This is a genomic window from Lacinutrix sp. Bg11-31, from assembly GCF_002831665.1.
Lineage (GTDB): Bacteria > Bacteroidota > Bacteroidia > Flavobacteriales > Flavobacteriaceae > Lacinutrix.
The window spans coordinates 645,759-669,675 of the sequence record NZ_CP025118.1 but is presented as its reverse complement, the minus strand read 5'-3'; the positions used below and the strand labels follow the sequence as shown (position 1 = coordinate 669,675).

General features: G+C 31.1%; 25 protein-coding genes. 7 read left to right on the top strand and 18 right to left on the bottom strand.

Annotated elements, in window-relative coordinates:
- Positions 1 to 12: 12 nt before the first annotated feature.
- Both CW733_RS03125 and CW733_RS03120 read right to left on the bottom strand, forming a co-directional pair.
- Entirely contained in the window at positions 13 to 813 is an 801-nt protein-coding gene (locus CW733_RS03125; RefSeq protein WP_100995600.1) for a bacterial transcriptional activator domain-containing protein, read from the bottom strand.
- Between the two features lie 9 nt (positions 814 to 822).
- Positions 823 to 1,371, bottom strand: a complete 549-nt coding sequence (locus tag CW733_RS03120; protein ID WP_100995598.1) for a hypothetical protein — start codon at positions 1,369 to 1,371, stop codon at positions 823 to 825.
- A gap of 162 nt (positions 1,372 to 1,533) precedes the next feature.
- Between CW733_RS03120 and glpK the strand changes: the two genes are divergently transcribed.
- The 6 genes from glpK (at position 1,534) to CW733_RS03090 (ending at position 8,092) form a co-directional block, all read left to right on the top strand.
- Positions 1,534 to 3,024: a glycerol kinase GlpK gene (glpK, locus tag CW733_RS16595; protein ID WP_100995596.1), complete on the top strand. Its 1,491-nt coding sequence runs from the start codon at positions 1,534 to 1,536 to the stop codon at positions 3,022 to 3,024.
- Between the two features lie 10 nt (positions 3,025 to 3,034).
- Complete coding sequence (locus CW733_RS16590) at positions 3,035 to 4,711, top strand: glycerol-3-phosphate dehydrogenase/oxidase (protein WP_100995594.1); 1,677 nt, start codon at positions 3,035 to 3,037, stop codon at positions 4,709 to 4,711.
- Between the two features lie 270 nt (positions 4,712 to 4,981).
- Positions 4,982 to 5,416: an Rrf2 family transcriptional regulator gene (locus CW733_RS03105; RefSeq protein WP_100995592.1), complete on the top strand. Its 435-nt coding sequence runs from the start codon at positions 4,982 to 4,984 to the stop codon at positions 5,414 to 5,416.
- Positions 5,417 to 5,598: 182 nt separating this feature from the next.
- Positions 5,599 to 6,330, top strand: coding sequence for an iron-sulfur cluster repair di-iron protein (gene ric / locus CW733_RS03100; protein ID WP_100995590.1), 732 nt, complete (start codon positions 5,599 to 5,601; stop codon positions 6,328 to 6,330).
- Positions 6,331 to 6,447: 117 nt separating this feature from the next.
- The gene (locus CW733_RS03095; protein ID WP_100998635.1) at positions 6,448 to 7,659 is read left to right on the top strand and encodes a hypothetical protein; all 1,212 of its coding nucleotides are present in this window, start codon (positions 6,448 to 6,450) and stop codon (positions 7,657 to 7,659) included.
- Entirely contained in the window at positions 7,631 to 8,092 is a 462-nt protein-coding gene (locus CW733_RS03090; protein WP_100995587.1) for a hemerythrin domain-containing protein, read from the top strand. Before CW733_RS03095 ends, CW733_RS03090 begins: the two co-directional genes overlap by 29 nt.
- Positions 8,093 to 8,110: 18 nt before the next feature.
- Here CW733_RS03090 and CW733_RS03085 read toward each other — a convergent pair whose 3' ends face one another.
- The 10 genes from CW733_RS03085 to nirK all read right to left on the bottom strand — a co-directional run bounded on the left by CW733_RS03085 (position 8,111) and on the right by nirK (position 17,699).
- Positions 8,111 to 8,347, bottom strand: a complete 237-nt coding sequence (locus tag CW733_RS03085) for a cytochrome C oxidase subunit IV family protein (RefSeq protein WP_100995585.1) — start codon at positions 8,345 to 8,347, stop codon at positions 8,111 to 8,113.
- Between the two features lies 1 nt (position 8,348).
- On the bottom strand, positions 8,349 to 8,930 hold the full coding sequence (locus tag CW733_RS03080) for a cytochrome c oxidase subunit 3 (RefSeq protein WP_100995583.1): 582 nt from the start codon (positions 8,928 to 8,930) through the stop codon (positions 8,349 to 8,351).
- 1 nt (position 8,931) lies between these two features.
- Positions 8,932 to 10,710 (bottom strand): nitric oxide reductase activation protein NorD, encoded by a 1,779-nt coding sequence (locus CW733_RS03075; protein ID WP_100995581.1) that lies wholly within the window; start codon positions 10,708 to 10,710, stop codon positions 8,932 to 8,934.
- Positions 10,711 to 10,726: 16 nt separating this feature from the next.
- Positions 10,727 to 11,500, bottom strand: coding sequence for a CbbQ/NirQ/NorQ/GpvN family protein (locus CW733_RS03070; RefSeq protein ID WP_100995578.1), 774 nt, complete (start codon positions 11,498 to 11,500; stop codon positions 10,727 to 10,729).
- Positions 11,501 to 11,614: 114 nt separating this feature from the next.
- Positions 11,615 to 12,892 (bottom strand): alginate export family protein, encoded by a 1,278-nt coding sequence (locus tag CW733_RS03065; RefSeq protein WP_100995576.1) that lies wholly within the window; start codon positions 12,890 to 12,892, stop codon positions 11,615 to 11,617.
- A gap of 13 nt (positions 12,893 to 12,905) precedes the next feature.
- On the bottom strand, positions 12,906 to 14,249 hold the full coding sequence (locus CW733_RS03060; RefSeq protein WP_100995574.1) for a cbb3-type cytochrome c oxidase subunit I: 1,344 nt from the start codon (positions 14,247 to 14,249) through the stop codon (positions 12,906 to 12,908).
- A gap of 17 nt (positions 14,250 to 14,266) precedes the next feature.
- On the bottom strand, positions 14,267 to 14,701 hold the full coding sequence (locus CW733_RS03055; protein WP_100995572.1) for a cytochrome c: 435 nt from the start codon (positions 14,699 to 14,701) through the stop codon (positions 14,267 to 14,269).
- A gap of 21 nt (positions 14,702 to 14,722) precedes the next feature.
- Positions 14,723 to 15,445: an SCO family protein gene (locus tag CW733_RS03050; RefSeq protein ID WP_100995570.1), complete on the bottom strand. Its 723-nt coding sequence runs from the start codon at positions 15,443 to 15,445 to the stop codon at positions 14,723 to 14,725.
- A 12-nt stretch (positions 15,446 to 15,457) separates the two neighbouring features.
- The gene (locus CW733_RS03045; RefSeq protein ID WP_100995568.1) at positions 15,458 to 16,231 is read right to left on the bottom strand and encodes a formylglycine-generating enzyme family protein; all 774 of its coding nucleotides are present in this window, start codon (positions 16,229 to 16,231) and stop codon (positions 15,458 to 15,460) included.
- Positions 16,232 to 16,250: 19 nt separating this feature from the next.
- Positions 16,251 to 17,699, bottom strand: a complete 1,449-nt coding sequence (gene nirK / locus CW733_RS03040; RefSeq protein WP_100995566.1) for a copper-containing nitrite reductase — start codon at positions 17,697 to 17,699, stop codon at positions 16,251 to 16,253.
- Positions 17,700 to 17,857: 158 nt separating this feature from the next.
- Between nirK and CW733_RS03035 the strand changes: the two genes are divergently transcribed.
- Positions 17,858 to 18,691 carry a universal stress protein gene (locus CW733_RS03035; RefSeq protein WP_100995564.1) on the top strand — a complete coding sequence of 278 codons (834 nt, stop codon included), beginning with the start codon at positions 17,858 to 17,860 and terminating at the stop codon, positions 18,689 to 18,691.
- A 13-nt stretch (positions 18,692 to 18,704) separates the two neighbouring features.
- Here CW733_RS03035 and CW733_RS03030 read toward each other — a convergent pair whose 3' ends face one another.
- The 6 genes from CW733_RS03030 to CW733_RS03005 all read right to left on the bottom strand — a co-directional run bounded on the left by CW733_RS03030 (position 18,705) and on the right by CW733_RS03005 (position 23,909).
- Positions 18,705 to 19,343 (bottom strand): hypothetical protein, encoded by a 639-nt coding sequence (locus CW733_RS03030; protein WP_100995562.1) that lies wholly within the window; start codon positions 19,341 to 19,343, stop codon positions 18,705 to 18,707.
- A 7-nt stretch (positions 19,344 to 19,350) separates the two neighbouring features.
- Positions 19,351 to 19,794, bottom strand: a complete 444-nt coding sequence (locus CW733_RS03025; RefSeq protein WP_100995560.1) for a hypothetical protein — start codon at positions 19,792 to 19,794, stop codon at positions 19,351 to 19,353.
- A 169-nt stretch (positions 19,795 to 19,963) separates the two neighbouring features.
- Positions 19,964 to 21,334, bottom strand: a complete 1,371-nt coding sequence (locus CW733_RS03020) for an MBL fold metallo-hydrolase RNA specificity domain-containing protein (protein WP_100995558.1) — start codon at positions 21,332 to 21,334, stop codon at positions 19,964 to 19,966.
- An 8-nt stretch (positions 21,335 to 21,342) separates the two neighbouring features.
- The gene (locus CW733_RS03015) at positions 21,343 to 22,176 is read right to left on the bottom strand and encodes an ATP cone domain-containing protein (protein WP_100995557.1); all 834 of its coding nucleotides are present in this window, start codon (positions 22,174 to 22,176) and stop codon (positions 21,343 to 21,345) included.
- 9 nt (positions 22,177 to 22,185) lie between these two features.
- The gene (locus tag CW733_RS03010) at positions 22,186 to 23,043 is read right to left on the bottom strand and encodes a universal stress protein (RefSeq protein WP_100995555.1); all 858 of its coding nucleotides are present in this window, start codon (positions 23,041 to 23,043) and stop codon (positions 22,186 to 22,188) included.
- 17 nt (positions 23,044 to 23,060) lie between these two features.
- On the bottom strand, positions 23,061 to 23,909 hold the full coding sequence (locus CW733_RS03005) for a universal stress protein (protein ID WP_100995553.1): 849 nt from the start codon (positions 23,907 to 23,909) through the stop codon (positions 23,061 to 23,063).
- Between the last annotated feature and the right edge of the window lie 8 nt (positions 23,910 to 23,917).

Here is a 23,917-nt window from a genome sequence, read left to right as displayed (position 1 = left end):
ATATTTTTTTTACTAAATGGCTTCAATCTCCTTTAGTAGATTTTTTGTTGCTGGAAGCGGATCGATACCATATTCTTTATCTAGCACATCTGCACATTTTTGGTAGGCTTTTATGGCTTGTGGTCTGTTTCCTTTTTTTATATAAGCTTGCATTTGAAGTCTGTACGCATCTTCCCAAGTATTATCAATCGCTATTGCACATTGTGCTAAACGAATGCTTTCCAAAGGATTTTCGTTTAGTAGAATTTCGGCAAGTATAACATATGCACCTAAAATTAGGATTTGAATTTTCTCTCGTTCTTCAGACGACCAATCTTCAAAAACACGATTTGGCAAATAGACACCTTGATATAATGCAATAGCAGCTTTATAGGCTTCTTTAGAAATGGATTGATCTTCGCCAAAAGCCTCATTTCCTATAATAACATATTGTTCTAATGCTTCGACATCTATCCAAACCTTTTCCAAATCTAACTGGTAACTAATGCCTTGTCTAATGACGAAACTAGGTTCTGTTCTAGAAGCTCTTTCGGGTTCTAGTACTTTATTAATACCATGTAGTGCGACTTTAAAATCACGATCTCCTCCATCTTCCCAAAGATGATCCATGATTTTTTCTTTATGAAGTGCATGACGTTGTCTGTTAGAAATTAAATACTGAAGTAATTGAACGGTTTTGTCTCGTCCCCATTTTTTTGAATCTACTTTTTCATTATTCAACCATAGATTAAACTGTCCCAAAGTTTGAATGCGAATAACTGCATCCTTTTGAAACTGTTTTAATTCTTTTAACCTATCGGTAAGTGGATTCATTTAAAAGGTTTACTTCTTTTTAGTTGTTCGTGTCGTTTTCGCTGTTTTAGTTGGTTTTACTGGTTTACTAATAGCATCTACTTTTGCATTCAATTTTTTAATCTCATCTGCAAGAGTGCTAATAGAATCTGCTATGGTATTAAAATCGGAACGAGAAGCATTTCTCCATTGATCTATGTGGACTTTATCCATTAAATCTTCACCTAAATAACTAATTTGATCCTGTATGTTTGCAACTTGCTTTCTAGGATCTTTAATCGTTTCCATAATCACTTTTGGACCTTCTTTAGAAATAGTTTTCCATATAGAAAAACTCTTTTTTAATAAAGAATCCTGTTGTTCTGGTGTTTCATGCTTTGTAGCTTCCAAGGTTAAATCGGCTAATTTGGACTGAATAAAAGCTACAGCTTCTTTAAAGTCTGAAAAACTTTTATCGTCACCACCTTGTACATGCGATACTTTCCCTCTCCATTGTACTTTAGATTCACCATCTTCTTCAAAAATAATTTGGTTAAACCTAACCATAAAGGATGCTGTTTGGTCTGCTTTTTTAGCCATAATATTAAAATTTAATCGGTTACAAATTACAATTCTTTTTTGATAAACTAAATCCGTTTTATATATTAAGGATGCCTCAAAATTAAAAATAATTTCCTATGCACGCATAGTATTGCGAAATAATTTCGGTTCTTTATGTTTTAATTCTTGAAAAAGAAGCCAATGAACAAAAAATATATAATTGCTTTCGATCAAGGTACAACAAGTACCAGAACTATCATTTTTGATAGAAAAGGTAATATTCAAGGTATTTCGCAAAAAGAACTCTCACAACATTATCCAGAATCTGGTTGGGTAGAACACGACCCAAATGAAATCTATAATGACCAGAAAGAAACCTTTGAAACGGTTTTAAAAGACACCGGAATTCTGCCTGAAGACATTGCGGCTATTGGTATTACAAATCAACGAGAAACCACTGTGGTTTGGGATAAAGAAACTGGAGAACCTATTTATAATGCAATTGTATGGTTAGATAATAGAACCAAAAGTATTTGTCAGACTTTAAAAAATGATGGCTTAGGAACTTATGTTCGAGAGCATACAGGATTGGTAATTGATGCTTATTTTTCGGGTACCAAATTAAAATGGATTTTAGATAATGTGCCAGGAGCACGTAAAAAAGCCGAAGTTGGACAGTTGCTTTTTGGAACTATAGATAGTTGGTTAATTTATAAATTTACCAACGGAAAACAGCATGTTACAGATCATACCAATGCATCTAGAACCATGCTTTATAATATTAAAGATTTAAAATGGGACGACACTTTGCTTGCAGCTTTAGATATCCCAAAATCTATGCTACCAGAAGTAAAAACATCATCTTCTAATTTTGGATCTGTTACCTATAAAAATATAAATATTCCTATTTATGGTGTTGCTGGAGACCAACAAGCCGCTTTATTTGGACAAGGAGGCTCTCAAGCAGGTATTGCAAAAAACACATACGGAACAGGTTGTTTTATTTTACTAAATAACGGAAAAGATTATGTAACTTCTAAAAACGGGCTCATTACCACATTAACATGTACCTTACCAAAAGAACCAGTAAATTATGCTTTAGAAGGCAGCGTTTTTATAGGAGGAGCTTCTATACAATGGCTACGCGATAAGCTATTGTTAATTAAGGATGCTAAAGAAACCGAAGCAATTTGTAATAGTATTCCGCCTTTAAAAGATTTATATGTAGTACCTGCTTTTGCAGGATTAGGAGCGCCTTATTGGGATGCTAATGCAAAAGGTGCTATTTACGGAATTACACTTGACATAGGAAAAAATGAAATTATTAAAGCCACTTTAGAAGCCTTAGCCTACCAAACCAAAGATGTAATAAAAGCTATGGAAGAAGATAGTGGAAAAGCATTAACCACTTTAAAGGTAGACGGTGGAGCAAGTGCTAATAATTACTTGATGCAATTTCAATGTGATATCTTAGACGTTGCCGTAGACAGACCGAAAATGATTGAAATCACGGCTTTAGGAGCAGCGATGTTAGCAGGATTAAAAGCAGGGATTTGGACAAATAAAGACATAGAATCCATTCGAGAAGTAGACCGAATTTTTATTCCAAAAATGGACATAAAGACCAGAAATCAAAAATACACAGGTTGGTTATCTGCTATTAAAAGAACCAAAACCTTTAATGAAGCTTAGTAAATAAATTATGAAAGTAAAACCATTTTCTATACTAAATAGAGCCGAAGATATTAATACAATAACGTCCCAAAAATTTGATCTTACTATTATTGGAGGAGGCGTTACTGGAGCTGGTATTGCTTTAGATGCTGCTTCGCGAGGCATGAAAACCTGTTTGATTGAAAAAAACGATTTCGCCTCTGGAACTAGTAATAAATCTACAAAATTAATTCATGGTGGTTTACGCTATTTAAAGCAATTAGAAATTGGTTTGGTTAGAGAATCTGGAAGAGAACGTGCGATTGTACATAAATTGGCACCACATTTAGTAATCCCAGAAAAAATGCTTTTACCGCTTGTAGAAGGTGGTACTTATGGAAAAATGATGACTTCTATTGGGCTAAGAGTATACGATTTTTTAGCAGATGTAGAAGGTGACGACAGAAGGAAGATGTTAGATAAAAAGGAAACTTTAAAAAAAGAACCTTTACTTGATGCAGAAACTATACTTGGTAGTGGTTACTATTCGGAATACAGAACAGACGATGCTCGATTGACCGTAGAATTACTAAAAAAAGCTTCGGAGTTTGGCGCAACGATTCTTAATTACTGTGAGATGGATACCTTTGTTTACAATACCAAAAAGCAAATTAAAAGTATAGATTGTATCGATCACAACTCTGGTGAAACTATTAATATTAGTTCTAGAAACTTTGTTTCTGCAACTGGTCCGTGGGTAGATTTATTAAGAGAGAAAAATGCGTCTAAAAACAACAAGTATTTACATCTTACTAAAGGTGTGCATCTGGTTTTTCCTTTTAAAAAATTCCCATTACAACAATCGGTTTATTTTGATGTTGCAGATGGACGCATGATATTTGCCATACCAAGAGGACACGCTACTTATGTTGGTACAACAGACACCAATTATTTTGGAAATTTAGAACGTGTAGTGACTACAAAAGCAGATATTAATTATTTATTAGATGCTGTAAATGATGCTTTTCCAGATATTAATTTAACCGAAAACGATATTGAATCTAATTGGGCTGGTTTAAGACCATTAATTCATGAAGCCGAAAAAGATCCTTCAGAATTATCTAGAAAAGATGAAATATTTATTTCGGATAGTGGCTTAATTTCTATTGCTGGCGGAAAACTAACAGGTTATAGAAAAATGGCACATCGTGTTATTGATGCTGTAATAGATACAATGACAATAACACAAGCTAAAAAATTTAAAGAATCTTATACCGAGAAAATAACACTTACAACTGATGCTTTTGAATCTTCTAAAGAAGTAAAAAAATATAGAAAAAAGCTACGTTTAAAGCTTGAAGATGCTGGAATAAACAACAACTATTTTGCTACTTATTTAACATCTACTTATGGAAAACAAGCCAATACTATAGTAGAACATATGCCAGTTTTTAAAAATAAAAATCCAGAGGCTAGACTAATTAGAGCCGAGTTATGGTATGGTATTCATCATGAAATGATTAATAGTCTTGCCGATTTTTTTGTGAGACGAACAGGACGATTGTATTTTAATATTTCTAGTATTTCTATGTTTGAAACACTAATTGTAAAAGACTGTACCAAATACTTAAATTGGGATGCTGCACGCATTAAAAAGGAAAAAGAGATATTAAGCGTTCTTGTAAAAGATGCTACCCATTTTTATGATGAAGAATTGAAAGCGTAATACACTTTATTTAAATCAAGAATTTGCTACAATTGGAGTATCAACAATTTAATCCTTCTAAAATAATAGAAACCGCCTTTAATGTTGTCCAAATGTTTTTCAAGTAAAAGAAAACTAGTTTAGAGTTTAATAAAGTAAGTAAACTCTTATAAGTGATTAAATTATTTTTAATATTATGGTGTTTGTAATAATTTATCAAAATTTTAACTAAGATAAATTTATCCTAATTAAAATATTGATTTATCTTTGTTTAAGAAATAGAAGAATTATATGTTTTCAAAAGCTTGCGAATACGGAATTAGAGCCTCAATTTTTATTGCGAAGAATTCGTTTGAAGGTAAACGTGTTTCACCTAAGGAGATTTCAGAAGAAATAAATTCACCACAAGCCTTTACTGCTAAAATATTACAAGCTTTGGTAAGACACGATATAATAAAATCTGTAAAAGGTGCTTATGGTGGTTTTGAAATTGATAAAGATGTTATTTCGTCAATAAAATTAGCTTATATAGTAGAAGCGATAGATGGAGATTCTATTTACAGTGGTTGTGGTTTGGGCTTAGATAAATGCGATGAAAACCATCCTTGTCCAGTACACAACAAGTTTAAAGAGATTAGAGATGGATTAAAACACATGCTAGAAACTACTAATTTAGAAGAACTTGCATTAGATATAAAAACTGGTATTGCATTTTTAAAGACTTAATTAAAAAAATATCCTAACTTAAGATTAGGAATAGTTCAACTAACAATTTTTTAAAAAAACTGAGAGACCTAAAAAAAATTTGAATATAAATAGGATAAATTTATCCGAGATAAAACAGCCTTACATCTATAATAAAAGGATAAAAGGCAAACACTTTTTACCATTTTTAAAATAAACACATTATGGAAACATTACAAAAAAGCACACCAAAACAAATAGGACAATTTGTGGCAGAAGATTTTAGAACTGCAGCAGTTTTTTCGAAATACAAAATAGATTTCTGTTGTAATGGAAACAGATTTATTGAAGAAGCTTGCGAGAAAAAAGGCATTGATAGTACTACCTTAACACAAGAATTAGAGGCTGTTTTAAACTCTACAACAGACCAATCTATAGATTATAAATCTTGGCCTATAGATTTATTGGTAGAATATATTGAAAAAAAACACCATAGGTATGTAGCCGAAAAAACGCCTGTAATACGTCAGTTCTTAGATAAACTTTGTAAAGTACATGGAGAACGCCATCCTGAGCTTTTTAAAATAAATGAACTGTTTACAGCTTCTACAGGAGAATTAGCTTCGCACATGAAAAAGGAAGAATTAATCCTCTTTCCTTTTATAAAAAGAATGGTGAAAGCAAAATTGGATAATGTTGCTATACAATCTCCACAATTTGGAACCGTAGAAAGCCCAATTGCAATGATGATGGAAGAGCACGATACCGAAGGTGAGCGTTTTAGAGAAATAGCAGAACTTACAGGCAATTACACGCCTCCTGCAGATGCATGCAACACCTATAAAGTAACATTTGCAATGTTAAATGAGTTTGAAAAAGATTTACACTTACATATACATTTGGAAAACAATATTTTGTTTTCTGAAGCAGTAAAGCTAGAGAAGCAGTTTGATTAATAGCATTTCATGATTAGTAACTTTAGTGATTAGAAATTCCTAGAACATTATTATAATATGTTCTGGGATTTTTGTTTAAATTTTAGACCTTTACATTACAATTTTCCTTTTACCAAAATGCAAAAAAAACTAATTATTGTTTGCCTAATAAATTTCTTAATTGCTGCCTTAATGGGCTTGGCACTACGTTTTTCGTTTTTAGAATCTATTGGTTTAAACTATCGTTTTTTAACACATGCACATTCTCATGTTGCCATGTTAGGTTGGGTTTACTTAATGTTGTTCACGCTTTTTGTTCATTATTTTATACCCAATAAAACAAAGGTTTTTAATCACTTATTTTGGCTTACAGAGTTTGCAATTATTGGCATGATGATAAGCTTTCCTTTTGTAGGTTATACAGCTATTTCAATCTCCTTTTCTACATTACATATTTTTTGTAGTTACTACTTCGCTTATCTTATTTTTAAACACTATAAAACCAAATCTGTGGTTACTAGGAAACTACTAAAGGCTTCACTCCTATTTATGGTGCTTTCTACATTTGGTGTTTGGTGTCTAGGTCCTGCAGTTTCTATGCTTGGTCAAGCTTCAGCTTTTTATCAAATTGCGATACAATTCTTTTTACATTTTCAGTTTAATGGCTGGTTTTTAATAGCAGTGATTGCTGTATTTTTTCATCTGCTTAAAATTAAAGATTCTAAATTATTTAGGCAGTTTTTTAATTTATTAATAGCCTCTACTATTTTAACTTTCGCATTACCAATTCAATGGTTTGCACCACATAAAATGCTGTTAATTATAAATATAGTGGGTGTTATTTTACAAATTGCTTCACTTATATTCTTTTTAAAACTTATTAAGCATAATTTACTACTACATAAAAAAACACAATCGAAAATAGTACTATCCCTTTACTTTTTTAGTGTTGTTTGTTTCCAATTGAAAACACTCTTTCAAGCATTTACTATTATCCCAGAATTTTCGCAAGTTGTGTTCGATCATCGTAATTTTGTAATTGGGTTTATTCATTTAATGATGCTTGGTATTATTAGTGGTTTTCTTTTTTCTTTTATAATAAACACCAAATTAGTTAGATTTACAAAATCTTTGTACATAGGTGTTTATAGCTTTGTTTTAGGCTTTGTATTAACCGAAGTGCTCTTGCTTATTCAAGGTTACAAATTTTATTTTGGAGAAGGAATACTTACCAATTATTACATTTTATTATTCCTATTTAGTATCTTATTACCTCTAGGAATCCTTTTTATTGTATTCAATATTTTAAAAACAAAACAACATGGAAATAAAACCACAAAAACGACATAAGGCCTTACAGCCATTAAGTAGAGAACATCATCATGGTTTATTATTATCTTGGAAAATTAGATCTGGATTTAGCAAAAATATTGAACCAAAACGTATGCGTATCTATGCAGACTGGTTTTTCAAAACGCATTTAATTCCACATTTTAAAATGGAAGAAACACATATTTTTACCATTTTAGAAAATGATAATGAACTGGTAAAAAAAGCATTAGCAGACCATAGACGTTTAAAGCGTTTGTTTGCTGAAACCGAAGATGATGCCAAAACATTAAGCAAGATTGAAGAAGAATTAGAACAACACATTCGTTTTGAAGAACGTATATTGTTTCCTGAAATCCAGAAAGTAGCTACAGAAGCGCAAATGCTTCAAATAGAAGAAATTCATAATCCAGAATCTTTTGAAGATAAATTAGATGATGAATTTTGGAGGTAGTATTGTATTATTTCTAGTTTAGGATATAACTAAAATAGTGCTTGTGAAAATTAATAAAAAACCAATAATTAAAATTTTCCAAAATACGTTTGCTTTTTTCATCTCCATAAATTGAAAAGCAATACCAAGAAATTTCAAGCCTGCTAATATTAAAATAATTAATACTACATAAGTACTTTCCATTTTAGAAACTAGTGCAGACACTATGGTAAGACCTATTAAAATAATCCAAGTTATTGTTGCTGTTCTACGCATATTAAAAAAGTAAATAAATTATAGGAAAAAGTAAAACCCAAATTAAATCGCACATGTGCCAAAAAGCAGCACTAGCCTCTACATCCTCTATACTTGTGGTAGATTTTTCTTTACTAATTCCGAAATAAACAGAGGTTAATATTACCAATCCAATAATTACATGAATAACATGAAATAAGGTTAGCATCCAGTAATAGGTGAAAAATGTATTGTAGCCAAGATTTATACCTTCACTTATTTTACCATAATACTCAAAGCTTTTTAAGCCTAAAAATAACATACCAAAAAATAGGGTTAAAAGCAGTCGTTTTTTAAACCCAGCTTTGTTTCCTTTCTTTAATTCTGATACTGAAATAGTCATAAAAAAACCGCTAGTTAATAAAAATATAGTATTAACCATACCAAAAGTTTTATTAAGCATTAAGCTAGATTCTTGGAATAATTCTAATTCTTGATTTCCAGAATATACCATTACTATTAAAGCAATTCCGAAAGTGAAAAGCTCTAAAAAAATAATAATCCATAAGAGAATGCCTCCAGGAGGATAAAATATATTTTTGTTATCTATTGTTTCTATATTCATATTAACTTTGATGTTTAATCTTTTCGTAAAGTTGCACTAAAGACTGAAGAAGCTCTACTGGAGTTGTAAGAATTTGATAATGATTTTGTCCAAACATTTGTGGCAAATAATATTTGGCTTGTCCCTCTATTGCCAATGCATACGAATTTATTTGGCGTTCATTTAACTCTCTTAACGCTTGTTTAACGTCATTAACACCATACTTTCCTTCGTATTTGTCGTAGTCGTTTGGTTTGCCATCCGAAATTAAAATAACCCACTTATTCTTAGTGTCTCGCTTATCTAACAAAGCTCCAGAATGTCGCAATGCAGCACCTATTCTAGTATAGCCACTTGGCTCTACTGCTCCTACTCTGTATTTTGCTTTACTCCAATCGTCATCAAAACCTTTAAGCGTTAAATAAGTAGAATGGTTTCGTGTTTTAGAGTAAAAACAATCGATTGAAAAATCGATATTAAATTCATCTAAAATTTCACCAAACAAAATAGATACTTGTTTTTCTACATCAATAACTCGGTTTCCAGCTGCATAACCATCACTAGAAAGACTAATATCTAAGAGTAATAAAATAGATAAGTCTTTTTCTTTTTTTCGTTTAGATAGATATATTTTTTCTGAAGGTGTATGCCCAGATTTAACATCGATAAACAAATCTGTTATGGCATCGATATCAAATTCCTCACCTTGTGTTTGTCTTCGTTGTTGCTGGTATTTATTATTAACAGTAGTTAGCATTTTTCGTAAGCCAACTAAAGTAGATCTGTTTACGTTTAATGTTTTTTTATAATAAGCAACATCTGTTTTTAATTGTGTTTTTGGGTATACTTTACAAAAATCTTCTTTATAAGATCTATTAGCATAATTCCATTCTTTATAAGTAATATAATGTCCTGCACTTTCTTGTTCTGCACTTTCTAGAACTGTTGTATTCTCTATAAAATCTGCTTGATATACAGAATGTGCTGTGTCGTCCACACGTACTGTATATTTCATATTCACCTCATCTAAAGCGTTAGAGTGGTCTTCTAAATTATCATCGCCATCCATGTCTCTAAAGTTTCCACCAAATTCTTCTGCTGTTTCTACTTTTTCAAATTGATGTTGTAACACAGCATCTTCCATTTGTTTTTGGTCAATTTGAACTGAAATAATTTCTTCTACAGCCTTGGATTTTAAAATGGTTTTTACAGCATCTTGTTTTGCTTCTTTTACTTTATCTGAAAAATTTTTCAACGTATCATCTACATCATCATCATTAGGCGCGTCTTTCATCCATTTTCCATATATAAAGGAATAATCTGGAGGTAGTTTAGAAGTAGATTTACTTTTAAAGTGTGAAATAAACGTTTTATAATAATCTTCTGCTATAGGAAATTGTTCGAATAAATTATAAAGTACCTTTTCTGAAGCTTCTGCTGCTTTTTGCTGTGATTCTGAAGTATCATGTTCTACAGTATCTTTCCAATTGAAGCCAAGGTTTTTTTGTACAGATATATATAATATTCTAAATAAATAAAAGGAAAGATTCTCTTCTACTGTAGGAAGTTCTTGAAATTTAGTTGGTAAAAAGAAGTTATTATTTCTATAACCTCCTTCTTTTTCTGCTTCATAAATTTCTATAGCTTCTCCAGTAATAGCGCGTGCAAAAATTGTTAAACGTGGTTTAAGATCGCTTAAATAAACGGTATGCTCAAATGCTGCTTCTTTTTTCTTTTTTCGTCTTTTAAAAAAGAAAGCAAACTTGGTAAAAATATACTCATCTGGCTCGAACTCAAACATGGTTTTTATCTTTATGCTAAATCATTAAATCACTTAAATCTTTTAACGCTTGAATCACTTCTAAATCATCTGTTAATGGTTCTACAACAGCAACATGTACTGCAAGTCTTTTTGGTAAGCCAGCATGAATTAATTTAGCAGCATCAACTAATAATCTTGTAGAAACGGTTTCGGTTAAACCTAATTCTGTTAAGTTTCTAATTTTAGTCGCGATATTTACCAGTTTTTTAGCAATATCAAGCTGAATTCCAGTTTCGGAAACTAATATTTCGGCTTCTACTTTTTCTAATGGATAGTCGAAAGATAAAGCCACAAAACGTTGTCTAGTTGACGGTTTTAGTTCTTTAAACCCGCGTTGATAACCTGGATTAAAAGAAGCTACAAGCATAAAATTCTCATGTGCTTTAATTGTTTTTCCCAACTTATCAATAAACAACTCTCTACGATGATCTGTTAAAGAGTGAATGGCAACAATAACGTCTGGTCTGGCTTCGGCAATTTCATCTAAATATATAACATGACCTTCTTTAACAGCAGTTGTTAATGGTCCATCTAACCAAACGGTTTCTGCTCCTTTTATAATAAATCTACCAATTAAATCTGTAGACGATGTTTCTTCATGACAAGCAATGGTAAGTAATTTTGTATTTAATTCATGAGCCATAAACTCAATAAATCGAGACTTTCCAGTTCCTGTTGGTCCTTTTAATAAAAAAGGGATCTTACATGTATAGGCATGTTCGAAAACAGTAACTTCTTTTCCAACTGCACGATAATATGGCTTGCTCATTTTATTGTTTATTAATTAATTCATTTAAATTTTTACTAAAAATAAATTCAATTACAAAAAGCCAGAGTTAATAATATCCAAACTATCAACTCTGCCTTTTTAAATTATTAAATTTTACTCTTTTTTGTTAGTGTACGATAAGAATTTTGGCTTAAAAGTAATCATCATCCAAGCCCATGAATTATGCTCGTCTTTGTCTCCTGCTTTTAAAATCTCCATAGACTCTGTTGCTAGCATTTGAGAATAACCAGCATTTAAAGAAATATCATTAGCTAATTTATAACCTAATAAAAGATCTAACTCAGTACCTAAACTATTACTCATTTTTTCTGAACCGTTATAAATTTTAGCTGCAGAAGAAAATATATGCGGCATTAATTTAGCTGTAAATTTATTTTTTTGATATCCAAAAGTAGCGTAAACATCTACTAAACCTACATTATTTACATGATTGCCAACATAGAAATAATCCATCCAACCATTAAATTTATGGTTTGTACCAAATAATGGCGAGAATGATTTAATATCTGTATCTGCGTCATCCATATCTTTCCCTGAAAGATATTCGGCACCTAAACCAACATTAAAATTATCATCGATTTTATAACCAACATCTCCTGCAAAATAAGATGCACTAACATCTGTATTAAGTGATTTTCCTAATTGAAAATAAGCTGCAGTATTTATTGAAAATTTTCCAGACTTATATGTTAATCTTGGACCTACAGTTTGCATATTATCTATGGTTTGCTTTTCGCCTGTTAACCCTTCATTTTCAATATATTCAATTCCTGTGTTTAAAGCTAAAAAGCTTAACCCAATTTTATCAAAATCACCATGATACCAAGCATACTGAAAGGTTTTATAACCAGCAGCATTACTATATAAATTATCTATATTAGATTGTGAATCTGAATTTAAAGCAAATCCTACATCTATTTGGTGCTTTTTATTTGGTTTGTATTTAAACAAAAAGGCATCGTGGCTTCTAGCCTGTTGTGCCCAACCAACACTACCGAAAATTCTGTGATCATCATAAACAATTTCTTGACGTCCAAATTTAAAAGACATCGTACTGTCTAATACATATTCTGCCCAAGCTTCATGCAATGCTGTTGCATTGTCATCGCTAGACAATGTACTTACATCTCCCCAAACTCTAACGTTTTGCATTATAAGTTTAAAACGCATTTTGTTATTTACAAAGTCAAAATTTAAACGCGTTCTTTGAGATACAAAGTTCGAACCATCAGCATCTGTATTTAAAAGTGTTCCGAAACCATGTTTATTTTCATAACGTGGTCTTATTTCTGCCGAAACATCAAATTGTTGGGCAAAAGAGTTTATTGCCATTAACGCGGTAATGGTAAAAAAAACTATATATTTTTTCATGTCTTTTATATTTTTAGTCGTCTGATGCTATATCTAAAGCTTCGTCTGTTGGTCTTCCATGTTTATAGAAATCTATCATATAAAGAATAATTCCTGTTACAAATAATGTTGCGCAGATAATTAAAACATAAAAGTGGATTTCTATTTCTTTTTGAACTTCCATGAATTCCATTTTCATTTTACGCTCTAAATATACTTGAGCGACTCCTGCAACTCCAAAAGCAACCGTCATACCAATCATTCCTATATTAGAAAACCAGAATGCCATTCTACCAATAGAACTATCATACAACTTACGTCCAGTCATGTTTGGTAAACTATAACTAATAATCGCTAATACAATCATTGCATAAGCTCCCCAAAAAGCAAGGTGACCATGCATTGCTGTTACTAAAGTTCCGTGTGTGTATAAATTTGTTTGTGGCAATGTGTGTGCAAAACCTAATAATCCAGCACCTACAAAAGATACTATAGCAGCACCAAGTGTCCAGTATAAAGCAAGTTTATTTGGATGTTCTTTTTCTCCTTTTCTATACATGTTTACAGCAAATAATGCCATTGCTAAAAATGCTAAAGGCTCAAGAGCAGAAAAGATTCCACCAACAATTAACCATATTTTATTAACGCCAATATAATAGTAGTGATGTCCTGTTCCTAAAACACCAGATAAAAATGTTAATCCTACAATTACATACAACCATTTTTCAATAACTTCTCTATCTACTCCTGTTAACTTAATTAATAAGAAAGATAAAATACCTCCCATAATAAGTTCCCAAACACCTTCAACCCAAAGGTGAACAACCCACCATCTAAAAAATGAATCTGTTACTTGGCTATCGAATGGCAACATTCCTGGTAAATATAATAATGCTGCAAAAAACAATCCCATAGTTAATACCAACGCTGTAGTGGTTCTACGCTTTCCTTTATATAAAGTTGTTAAAATAATACCTAAGAATAAAAGTACATTTGCAACTACCAAATAATCTAATCCTCTTGGTATTTCAAGAAATTTACGTCCTTCCCAAATATTAAAATGAAATCCTACTATGGCTGCAACGCCTACTAGTGCTAAACTAATAAGTTGTATATAAGCCCATTTTACACTTACTAACTCATGTTGTGCTTCTTCTGGAATAATGTAATAAGCTGCTCCCATAAAACCGGATAACAACCAAACAACTAATAGATTAAGATGAACAGCTTTTGCTGTATTAAAAGGAATAATTTCATGCAGTCCATCGAATCCTGCATGTGCAAATCCCATAATGAAACCATATACTAGCTGAAGTCCGAACAACAGCATAGAAAGGGCAAAAAACCAATACGCTACTTTTTGTGATTTATATTTCATGTGTTTTAGTTTTTAGTTTAGTTTTCATCTTTTGCTAATGGTGAAACAATTGTATCGAATCCGTTTAAATCAATATCATCTATCCAATCGAAAAAGGCAATTAAGTCTAATGCTTCTTCTGCTGAAAAGCCATAAGCCACCATTTTTCTTCCGTTTGGTTGCCATGCTACTGGAGACATTAGTACAGCTTTAATGTAGCCTTTACCTCTACGATCGATTACTTTAGTTAGTTCTGGAGCATAATAACCACCTTCGCCTAAAAGCGTATGGCAACCCATACAATTATTTTTTTCCCAAAGTACTTTTCCTCTAACCACAGCTTCTGTAATATTTTCGTGGTTAGTTTGATCTTGTGCTTTACTAAAGGAGAAAATGGTAAGTCCTATAAATATTAGGAAAGTGACTACAGTTCCACCAAGAAAAAAAGCACGTGCTTGTTTTTTTGATAACATATTATTGAGTTTTGATTAGTATTATTTTTTGTTTGTTAATTTTAGAATAGTTTCTAATGTTTCTTTATTATCGACACCTAACCCTTCTTGTTGGTGCTCTAATTCTCCATCGTTATTAAACACACTTATAATATTAGAGTGCGAAAAATCTATAGGTGAAATCTCTTTATATTTTACAGATAATACGTTAGCAAATTCTCTTACGCTACTTTCTGTACCTTGTAAAAAGCTCCATTGCTCATCGTTCATAACATTTTCTATAGCAAATGCTTTTAAACGTTCTGGAGTGTCTGTTTCTGGATCGATACTTATCAATACAAATTGCATGTTTTTAATATTCTCATCAGGAATTTTTGATTCAATACTTCGCATATCTGCAACTAGTCTTGGGCAAGCTGCTTTACAAGACGTATAAATCATGACCATAACTAAGGTTTTTCCTTTTAATTCTTTAAGCTGAATTTCCTCACCTTCTTCTGTACGCCATTTACTCGTTAGGTTGAATATAGATTCTTCAGAAATTTCTGTATCTATCAATTTTTCTGAAGCGTTTTCTATTGCTTTCAAATCCATTTTACAAACAGAACAACTTCCTGGCTCGCTATAGGTTTTATTGCCTTCGCATTGCATTGGACATTGATAAACTGCTAGTTCATTTCCAGAATTATTTGATGTATCTGTTTTACATGAAGCCAATGTTATGAGCAACAAAAACACACTTGCAATTACTTTTAATTGTTTCATTTTTTTATTTTTTTATTTTTTAATATCTTGAACACATCTAAAGCCTAAGTTTTTCATAGAATACTTTGCTTTTAAACTTCCGCGAATAGCATAACGCATAAAAGCAGCATAATTCATTAAATCTGTAGCATTAATTGCTGCACTTCCGCAGAATAGATTACTATCTTTATCTACGTCTTTTCGAGATTCTCCTGTAATTAATACAGAATTAAAATCTTGAGTCCACTCCCAAACCAAACCATGTAAATCGTAAACTCCCCAAACATTTTTAGGTGTTTCGCCTACTCGGTTTTCTTTAGTTTTTGGTGCTTCATACCAAGCTAAAATTTTTTGATTATAAGAAGCTTTAACTCGTGCATCTTTTGTTGTTTCATCTGCCATTGCTGCATATTCCCATTCATCTATTGTTGGTAATCGTTTGCCTTGGCATTCGCAATAAGATTTGGCTGCAAACCATGAAACATAAGTAATTGGGCTATTAGCATTAATTGATTCATTAATTTTAATGTCATTTTTCCAATTAGATAAATAGCTTTCATCTGCAAATAATTTTATTACTTTAGACTTTTTCCATTTAGGATATTTTACAACAAACTGCTCGTACTCCTTTGTGGTTACTGGATAAATATCCATTTTAAAATCTTTGACTTCAACTACTGCTGAATCTCGACCGTATAAAGGCAAATACCTACTTCCTTCTATTAAAACCATGTCTTTAGTCTGCCCAAAAGAAATGAATTGAGAGATTAAACAAAGTAAAAACAAGCTAAAGACTTTGGTTTTCATATGTATTAATAATTAACTATTAGTGACCGTTTTTTACTTGCTCTACTTGAGATTTGGTAACATTAGTTTTATTATTTCCCCAAGAATTATAGATGTAAGTCATAACATCTGCAATTTCATCGGAACTAATAGACTGTCTAGTCATGACACTATTGTATTTTTTACCATTAACTGTAATCTCTCCTGTTTTACCTTTTAACACAATACCAATTGCACGATTTACATCAGCATTTAAGTAATCTGATTTCGCTAAAGGAGGAAATGCATTTGGTATCCCTTGTCCTTCTGCTTGGTGACAAGCGAAACAGGTTTGCATATAGACTTGTTTTCCAAGCTCCATCTGTTCTTCTAAACTCTTTTTAGCAGTAGAAACAACTTCTTTTTTATCATCTTCTGGCATCGTTTGTATTCCTCCGCCTTCAGGTTGATAAATTCCTTCTTGAACAACACCAGAATAAATCTTCTTATCTTCTTCTCCTTCAACCTTAAGCATACCTAACGCACCTTTATTAAATGCTCTAAAAATAGAGTGATCTACTAAAATAAAAGTTCCTGGAACATCTACTCTAAACTCTACAATAGCTGCTCCACCTGCAGGAACTAAAGTTGTTTGTACATTTTCATTAATCGTACTACCACCTTCAACATGTACTTTATCGAATATTTCGCCAATAACATGAAATGAAGACACTAAGTTTGGTCCACCATTACCTACATAAAGTCTTACTGTTTCTCCAACTTTTGCAGTAATTGCATTATCGCCTGTTAAAGCACCAACACTACCATTAAATACTACGTAATCTGCATCTTCATCAACCGCTTTTTGCATATCGAAAGGTTGTAGACCTGGATCTCCATTTTCTCCTTTGGTATAGAAATCACCTTGCATGATATAATATTCTTTATCAACTGGAGGTAAACCACCTTCTGGCTCTACTAAAATTAGTCCATACATTCCATTAGCTATATGCATACCTACAGGTGCAGTTGCACAGTGATACACATATAAACCAGGATTTAACGTTTTAAAACTGAATGTTTTCTCATGACCTGGAGCCACAAAAGAAGATGTTGCTCCACCTCCTGGGCCAGTTACAGCATGTAAATCGATATTATGAGGCAACTTATTATCTGGATGGTTAGATAAAGTAAATTCTACTTCATCACCAACTCTAGTTCTAATAAAACTTCCTGGAACAGAGCCTCCAAATGTCCAATAGTTATAAGTTGTTCCATCTGTCATGGTTCCAACTTGTTCAAGAATTTCCATATTAACAATTAGTTTTTTGGCTTTACGTCTTCCAACAGGAGTTGGCACGTGTGGTGCAGAAGTTAATTCTGCATTCATTTCTCTACTAACTGAAATCTCTGAGGTTTCTAAATGTGACATTTTGTTGTCTTTTTTACAAGATGTAAAAAAAAGCATTCCAAGTATTATAGTACTTAGCAATAAATTTACTTGTTTCATTTTAATTCTGGTTTTAGTGTGTTTCTTAGCTCTGCCTTAATTCGGACAAAAGAGTCCTAGTTTATAAACAAAAGTACTTGAGATTCATTAGGTAAAAGATGATATTTATCATAGAATGAAATAATTATTCTTATTATATTTCTGTTAAATAATTAGAAATGAAAAGAATATTATTACCTACAGATTTCTCAAAAAACTCAAAAAATGCTATAGATTATGCTATGGCATTATGTAAAAAATGGGAATGCACTTTCTATATATTAAACGTACAAAAACAATCGGAATTTATACTTGACGATTTAATAGCTGCGCCAGCAAACTCTTCGGTACACACTGCAATTGCAAAAGATAACAAAGAGGAGTTGAATTGTTTTTTATCAAAAATTAAAAAACTTAACACAAACAAAAACTTCACTTTTAAGCCGCTTTTTGACTTTGATAGTCTTACTAATGCAATAAACCAAGTTGTTACTGCTAAAGAAATAGATTTAGTAATTATGGGAACAAATGGTGTGACTGGAGCAAAAGAAACTGTATTTGGTAGCAATACATTAAATGTTATTAGAAAAGTAAATTGTCCAATTTTAACTATACCAGAAAATCATAAGTTTTCTACTATAGAATCTATATTGTTTTCTACTGAGGATTGTAAAGATTTTAATAAAGATGGAATTAAACCTTTAACAGATATTTTATCGGTTTTTAAAGCTGAATTAAGCGTTTTAGATTTAGATTTTGCTAATTATCCTGAAGTACAAGACAATCATACTAAATGTTTAACAAATCTATTTAACGAACAACCATTTAAATATTACAGTGTTACGCAAGTGCCAAGCATAATGGTGATTAGTACAATTACTCAAATTCACAATTATAATATTCATGCGCTATTTATAGAAGCTAAGTCGTTTTTTGAACGTTTTCTATTTGGATCTAATGTAGACGAAATAAGTTATAATTCTACCTTACCATTACTTATATTACGCAAGTAATGGTAAGGTAAATTTATTGTACTATAAGTAAATTATTATCCTTTAAGCTTTTAAGTAACGTTTTAGTATAATCTTTTATATTTCTCTTACTTTTAGGAGATTTAGTTACTTCAATATTTCCTTGCCATAATAATTCGCGTTCTTTTCCTGGGCAAATGCAATACAAAGTCGTCTCAGTAAAATAAATTACGTAATGCTCTGGTTCTTGTTTAAAAAACAACTTCTGATTTCCATAATAGTAATTGTCGAATGTTTTGTGTTGTCCTGTTTCTAAAGCATCATAGATGGATATTAAAGCGACTTTAGTTTCTTGACCTGTTACTTTAGTTAACAAGATAGCATCGAAACCAGCTTCTAACAATTGAGATTCTAAAGCATTTAATTCTTCTATTGTTTGTTTTCTATTAGTAAAAGAGGTCTCGAAAAAATCGACACTTTTAACACCTATAATATTATTTTTCTCTAAAGCTTTAGCTATTTTTTTTTCGAAACCTCTTCGCAATTCTTTATCTGCCGTCATGCCAATTACTAGCACTTTATTGGCTTCAAAAGTATAGGTTTCTGGATTTTTATATTCGTTTACTAATCTACTCGACGAGCAACTAGAGCAAAATATAATAATTAAAAATGCAGTTGTAATTAATTTATTCATCTTCCTATTAATTTAATAAGCGTTTACTTTTATTAGCTTTCATTATGTTTTTTATTAGAATATAAATTCGTTTTTTTAATGTTTTGAATTCTGTATTAAAGGCTATAGCTTCAAACATAATTTTATAGTGCTCTTCCTTATAATCCTCTAATTCGTTAGGTACTTTAACATCATCTAAAAGTAATTGCAGCTCATTTTTATGATTTTCTACTTTAAAAAGTAAAGGTTTTAGTTCTTTCTTTAATAAAACAAGCTCTGTTGCAATAGCTTTGCTTTGTTCAAAAGTTTTTTCTGAAATTAAATCTAAAGTATGCTCCTTAATTAATTCGTTTAAAAAATCTAATTCATCTCTTTTAAATAAAAGTTGCGATATGCAGGTAAGCGAATCTTGATGAAGATCTTCTGGATTGTGAAATTTGATAAATTTTAAATGTGTATGTACTCTTTTCATAACTTTAAGATATTAAATTATTATGCCATAGTTTCTATAAGAGAATCTTCTTAAATTTTTACTAGTGCTATAACTTTTTATTTATTGGGATTAATAATTTCTTATTAGCATAAAATTACATTTCAAAGTCAACAATTAAAATGATAATAATCAGTTTTTATTTTTATATTTAAAGTTTTAATTCCTTGATTTCATACATTTTAGGAATTGTAGTTTTCCAGTGGAATGTATCTTTAATTTTTACTCGAAAACTATCTAAGGCTGTAGGTTCTCCATGAACTAAAAAAATCTCAGTTGGAGCGTTTTCAATGTCTAGCATCCAATCTAATAATCCACTTTGATCTGCGTGAGCCGAAAGACTTTCTATGTGCTCTACTTCTGCTTTTACATCGTGCCATTTACCAAAAAATTTAAGCTCGTGCGCACCTTCTAATAGTTGTCTACCTCGAGTACCTTCGGCTTGATAACCAACTAATAAAATAGTAGTTGTAGGGTTATCTATTAATTGTTTTAAATACGTTAAAACGCGCCCACCTGTTACCATACCACTACCTGCAATTACTATTTTAGGACGTGGATCGTCTATTGTTTTCCAGGTATCTTTGTAAGATGTAATTATATTCATCCTATCTTGCATGGCTATAAACTCCTTCCTAGGTATTTTATGCCAATCTGGAAAACGCTCAAAAACAGAGAGCACATTATTACCCATTGGGCTATCTATAAATATAGGAATATTAGGAATTTTATTCTCCTTATATAGTTTCCAAAGAATAAACATTAACGTTTGTAAACGTTCCACAGCAAAAGATGGAATAATTAAATTACCTCGATTATATATCGTTTTATTTATAAGTTCTACCAGCTTTTGTGTCGTGCTTTCTTTTGGATGCAATTTGTTACCGTAAGTACTTTCTATAAAAAGATAATCGGCTTTTGTTGGTTTTTCTGGTGCTTCAAGAAGTAAATCATCAGTTCTTCCTATGTCGCCAGAAAACACAAACATTTTGCTATATATTTCTAATTCTATAAAGGTCGCGCCAATTATGTGTCCATTAAATTTAAAACGGTATCTTATATTTTCACTTAGCTTATGCCATTGGTCTTTCTCAACGGCTTTCATTTTGTTTATAGTAATTTCAGCATCTTTTATTGTGTAAAATGGTTTTGCAGGACTGTGTTTTGTGTAGCCTTCTTTATTAGCACGCACAGCCTCTTCTTCATTTATCTTGGCACTATCTTTTAAAATAATTTCTGTTATTGCTAAGGTTGGTGCTGTCCCAATAATTTTCCCATCAAAACCTTGTTTTACTAAACGTGGTAAATAGCCAGTATGATCTAAATGGCCATGTGTTAATAATACAACGTCTATATTTGGAACTTCGAATGCAAGTTGCTGCCAGTTTTGTTCTCTTAATTCTTTTAAACCTTGAAACATACCACAATCTATCATAAGGTTTAACTCTGGAGTTTCAATTACATATTTTGAGCCTGTAACCGTTCCTGAAGCTCCTAAGAAATGAATTTTTACTGTTTCCATTATTACTATTATTTACTACAAAGTAGATTGATTTCGTTTAAAATTTTTTCTTTTCTTTTTTCTGAAACTCCCAAATGATCCAAGTAAAAATTATCCTTAATTAATTGTCTACAGAGTACAATATCTCTACTTAACAAAAATTGCTTTTCCCTGTTTGTTAACAAAGTAGAAACTGTAACTGGATATAATCCTAAACGATCTATTCTATCTTTTAGCCCATTACCTAAAGGATAATCCCAGCTTAGAAGCTGCAGACCACAACACTTACCATAAGTAATCGCATCTTTAGTAAATTGTGTATTGGTGACTACCCAACCCTCGTTAGGATAATTGTTTGTATTCTTATAGTTTTTAACAACATCTTGATATCTTGAGTTTATATATAAAGGAATTTTTACGTTACATTTAGTAGACCTATCGCTATGAAATTTACATTCGGCAATAATATACTGATCCTTTTTTTTTGCTATAACATCAATTTCATGTGTCACACATTTTCCTTGTAAAATTGCTCCAACAACAACCTCGTATCCCGAATATTCAAGTATAGATGCAATAAATCGCTCAAAAGGAAAGCCCGTTGGCCCTAATTCGTAAATGGCTTTTTTAAGTTTATATTTTGAAGCATAGATGTTTTTCTTTTTTTTAAGCAAAGAAAAAGCACGATTGTAAATTTCTTTGGTCGAAATGCCTTGATATAATTCATCTCTAACAACATTAATAATATGAGAAACGGTATCCTCGTCTGCACCACTTCGTCGTAATGAGTTTTTTAATTTTTCGATTGAAAATTTCACACGTTCTCCCGAAGCTTTAATAATTTCAATATCTATATCTTTCATTATATAATTTTAAAGTCTTGCAATTCGTTCTTCTGAAGGAATAACTAAAAAAGGCACATTAGTATGATACACCATTTTATTAATGATTGGTTTAAATAAGAGGTTTTCAAAAAAGCTATGCTTATTATGAATCATCACCAAAAAATTAATTTTTTTATTAATTTGAAAAGTCTCAATAACGTCTATTAAATCTTGATCTTCACCTAAATGAAATTCGTGCACATTATCTATAAAAAACGCGTCCAAAAACACCTTAACTCGTTTTTGATTTTCTTCTAACGGAACATGGTAATAAGCATTTAAAAAATGTAATTTAGAACCATGTAAACTACATATTTCTCTAACAAATTCTAAATATCTATTAGATTTTTCAACCTTATAATCTGTTGGAAATAATATCTCTTTGGGTTGTTGGTATTTATAACCAGATGGAACAGCAATTACAGGGCATTTTATTTTTTTAATAGCATACATGGTATTCGAACCTAAAAATATTTCTTTAGCTCCTGTTGCTCCTTTGGTTCCCATAATTACTAAATCTATATCATTTTCTTCTATAAGTTCTTTCATTTCTGGAACTAATAAATTGAAAGCTGATATAGAAGTAAATGTATGTTTGTTATTACTAAACTCTTTCTTAATGCTTTCTTCTGTTTTTTTAAAATTGAGATTAATATTTTCTTTTTCAATTTCAAAAATTTTCAATGCAGCGTAACTATCTGCTATGTTTCCAGCATATATGGCTGTTGGTGTATAGGCATGAAGAAAATAAAATTTACATTCAATATCTTTAAACAATTGTACTGCATAAGAAATTGCACTAGATGCGTTATCCGAAAAATCTGTTGGTAGTAAAATGCGTTTCATCTATTAATAATTTAAAGTTATTCTCTACGTAAATTTTGCAGCACGAGAAATGGAATTTTAATCTCTAATCCTATTTTTTCTATTGTGGAATGGTAAAGTATATCTTCAAGATAAGAGTGTCTTTGATTTACCATAACTAATAAATCTATGCTTTGTTCTTTAATTATTTTATTAATGGTTTCTGTAACGTTATCTTCTTGTACTTGTTTAAAGACAAACTTATTATCGTCGAAACAACAATCTAAAAAAGCTTGATTATCTTGTTGTCTATGAGACAATTGCTTAGATTTAGACACATACAACATGTTAATTGTAGACACATAATTCATAGCAATACTACTCACTAATTTAAGCTCTCTTCGTTTAAAAGGAATAATATAATCTGTAGGAAATAATATGTTTTCAGGATGCATGTCATGATACGTAACTGGTACTGCTAACACAGGGCATTGTACGTATTTAATTACTTTTATGGTATTACTACCAAAGATCATTTTAGGATTGTTTGTTGCTCCTTTGGTTCCCATAATTACCACATCTATATTCTCACTATCCACAAAGTCATTAATAACATCTACGATACTACCAAATCTTGATAGTCTATTATAAACATGTCTTGGGTTAGGAGAAAGTTCAAGCATTTCTGCTATTACTTTTTGTAATTTTCTGTCGACATTTTGCTGTACTTTTTCTTTATATTCTTCAAAATAATCTTTGGACATTTCGGTTGTATTCTCATAAACTTCATCTGCAAATGCATGAATTATGGTAATTTCACATTTGTCATATTTAAATAACTCCAAAGCATATTTAATAGCATTTGTAGCTGTTTCAGAAAAATCTGTAGAAATAAGTATCTTTTTCATATTGGTTT

What these genes read in the sequence shown, in the direction of transcription:
- CW733_RS03125 (WP_100995600.1), bottom strand. Translation starts at nt 813, where the DNA reads ATGAATCCACTTACCGATAGGTTAAAAGAATTAAAACAGTTTCAAAAG.
- CW733_RS03120 (WP_100995598.1), bottom strand. Translation starts at nt 1,371, where the DNA reads ATGGCTAAAAAAGCAGACCAAACAGCATCCTTTATGGTTAGGTTTAAC.
- glpK (WP_100995596.1), top strand. Translation starts at nt 1,534, where the DNA reads ATGAACAAAAAATATATAATTGCTTTCGATCAAGGTACAACAAGTACC.
- CW733_RS16590 (WP_100995594.1), top strand. Translation starts at nt 3,035, where the DNA reads ATGAAAGTAAAACCATTTTCTATACTAAATAGAGCCGAAGATATTAAT.
- CW733_RS03105 (WP_100995592.1), top strand. Translation starts at nt 4,982, where the DNA reads ATGTTTTCAAAAGCTTGCGAATACGGAATTAGAGCCTCAATTTTTATT.
- ric (WP_100995590.1), top strand. Translation starts at nt 5,599, where the DNA reads ATGGAAACATTACAAAAAAGCACACCAAAACAAATAGGACAATTTGTG.
- CW733_RS03095 (WP_100998635.1), top strand. Translation starts at nt 6,448, where the DNA reads ATGCAAAAAAAACTAATTATTGTTTGCCTAATAAATTTCTTAATTGCT.
- CW733_RS03090 (WP_100995587.1), top strand. Translation starts at nt 7,631, where the DNA reads ATGGAAATAAAACCACAAAAACGACATAAGGCCTTACAGCCATTAAGT.
- CW733_RS03085 (WP_100995585.1), bottom strand. Translation starts at nt 8,347, where the DNA reads ATGCGTAGAACAGCAACAATAACTTGGATTATTTTAATAGGTCTTACC.
- CW733_RS03080 (WP_100995583.1), bottom strand. Translation starts at nt 8,930, where the DNA reads ATGAATATAGAAACAATAGATAACAAAAATATATTTTATCCTCCTGGA.
- CW733_RS03075 (WP_100995581.1), bottom strand. Translation starts at nt 10,710, where the DNA reads ATGTTTGAGTTCGAGCCAGATGAGTATATTTTTACCAAGTTTGCTTTC.
- CW733_RS03070 (WP_100995578.1), bottom strand. Translation starts at nt 11,500, where the DNA reads ATGAGCAAGCCATATTATCGTGCAGTTGGAAAAGAAGTTACTGTTTTC.
- CW733_RS03065 (WP_100995576.1), bottom strand. Translation starts at nt 12,892, where the DNA reads ATGAAAAAATATATAGTTTTTTTTACCATTACCGCGTTAATGGCAATA.
- CW733_RS03060 (WP_100995574.1), bottom strand. Translation starts at nt 14,249, where the DNA reads ATGAAATATAAATCACAAAAAGTAGCGTATTGGTTTTTTGCCCTTTCT.
- CW733_RS03055 (WP_100995572.1), bottom strand. Translation starts at nt 14,701, where the DNA reads ATGTTATCAAAAAAACAAGCACGTGCTTTTTTTCTTGGTGGAACTGTA.
- CW733_RS03050 (WP_100995570.1), bottom strand. Translation starts at nt 15,445, where the DNA reads ATGAAACAATTAAAAGTAATTGCAAGTGTGTTTTTGTTGCTCATAACA.
- CW733_RS03045 (WP_100995568.1), bottom strand. Translation starts at nt 16,231, where the DNA reads ATGAAAACCAAAGTCTTTAGCTTGTTTTTACTTTGTTTAATCTCTCAA.
- nirK (WP_100995566.1), bottom strand. Translation starts at nt 17,699, where the DNA reads ATGAAACAAGTAAATTTATTGCTAAGTACTATAATACTTGGAATGCTT.
- CW733_RS03035 (WP_100995564.1), top strand. Translation starts at nt 17,858, where the DNA reads ATGAAAAGAATATTATTACCTACAGATTTCTCAAAAAACTCAAAAAAT.
- CW733_RS03030 (WP_100995562.1), bottom strand. Translation starts at nt 19,343, where the DNA reads ATGAATAAATTAATTACAACTGCATTTTTAATTATTATATTTTGCTCT.
- CW733_RS03025 (WP_100995560.1), bottom strand. Translation starts at nt 19,794, where the DNA reads ATGAAAAGAGTACATACACATTTAAAATTTATCAAATTTCACAATCCA.
- CW733_RS03020 (WP_100995558.1), bottom strand. Translation starts at nt 21,334, where the DNA reads ATGGAAACAGTAAAAATTCATTTCTTAGGAGCTTCAGGAACGGTTACA.
- CW733_RS03015 (WP_100995557.1), bottom strand. Translation starts at nt 22,176, where the DNA reads ATGAAAGATATAGATATTGAAATTATTAAAGCTTCGGGAGAACGTGTG.
- CW733_RS03010 (WP_100995555.1), bottom strand. Translation starts at nt 23,043, where the DNA reads ATGAAACGCATTTTACTACCAACAGATTTTTCGGATAACGCATCTAGT.
- CW733_RS03005 (WP_100995553.1), bottom strand. Translation starts at nt 23,909, where the DNA reads ATGAAAAAGATACTTATTTCTACAGATTTTTCTGAAACAGCTACAAAT.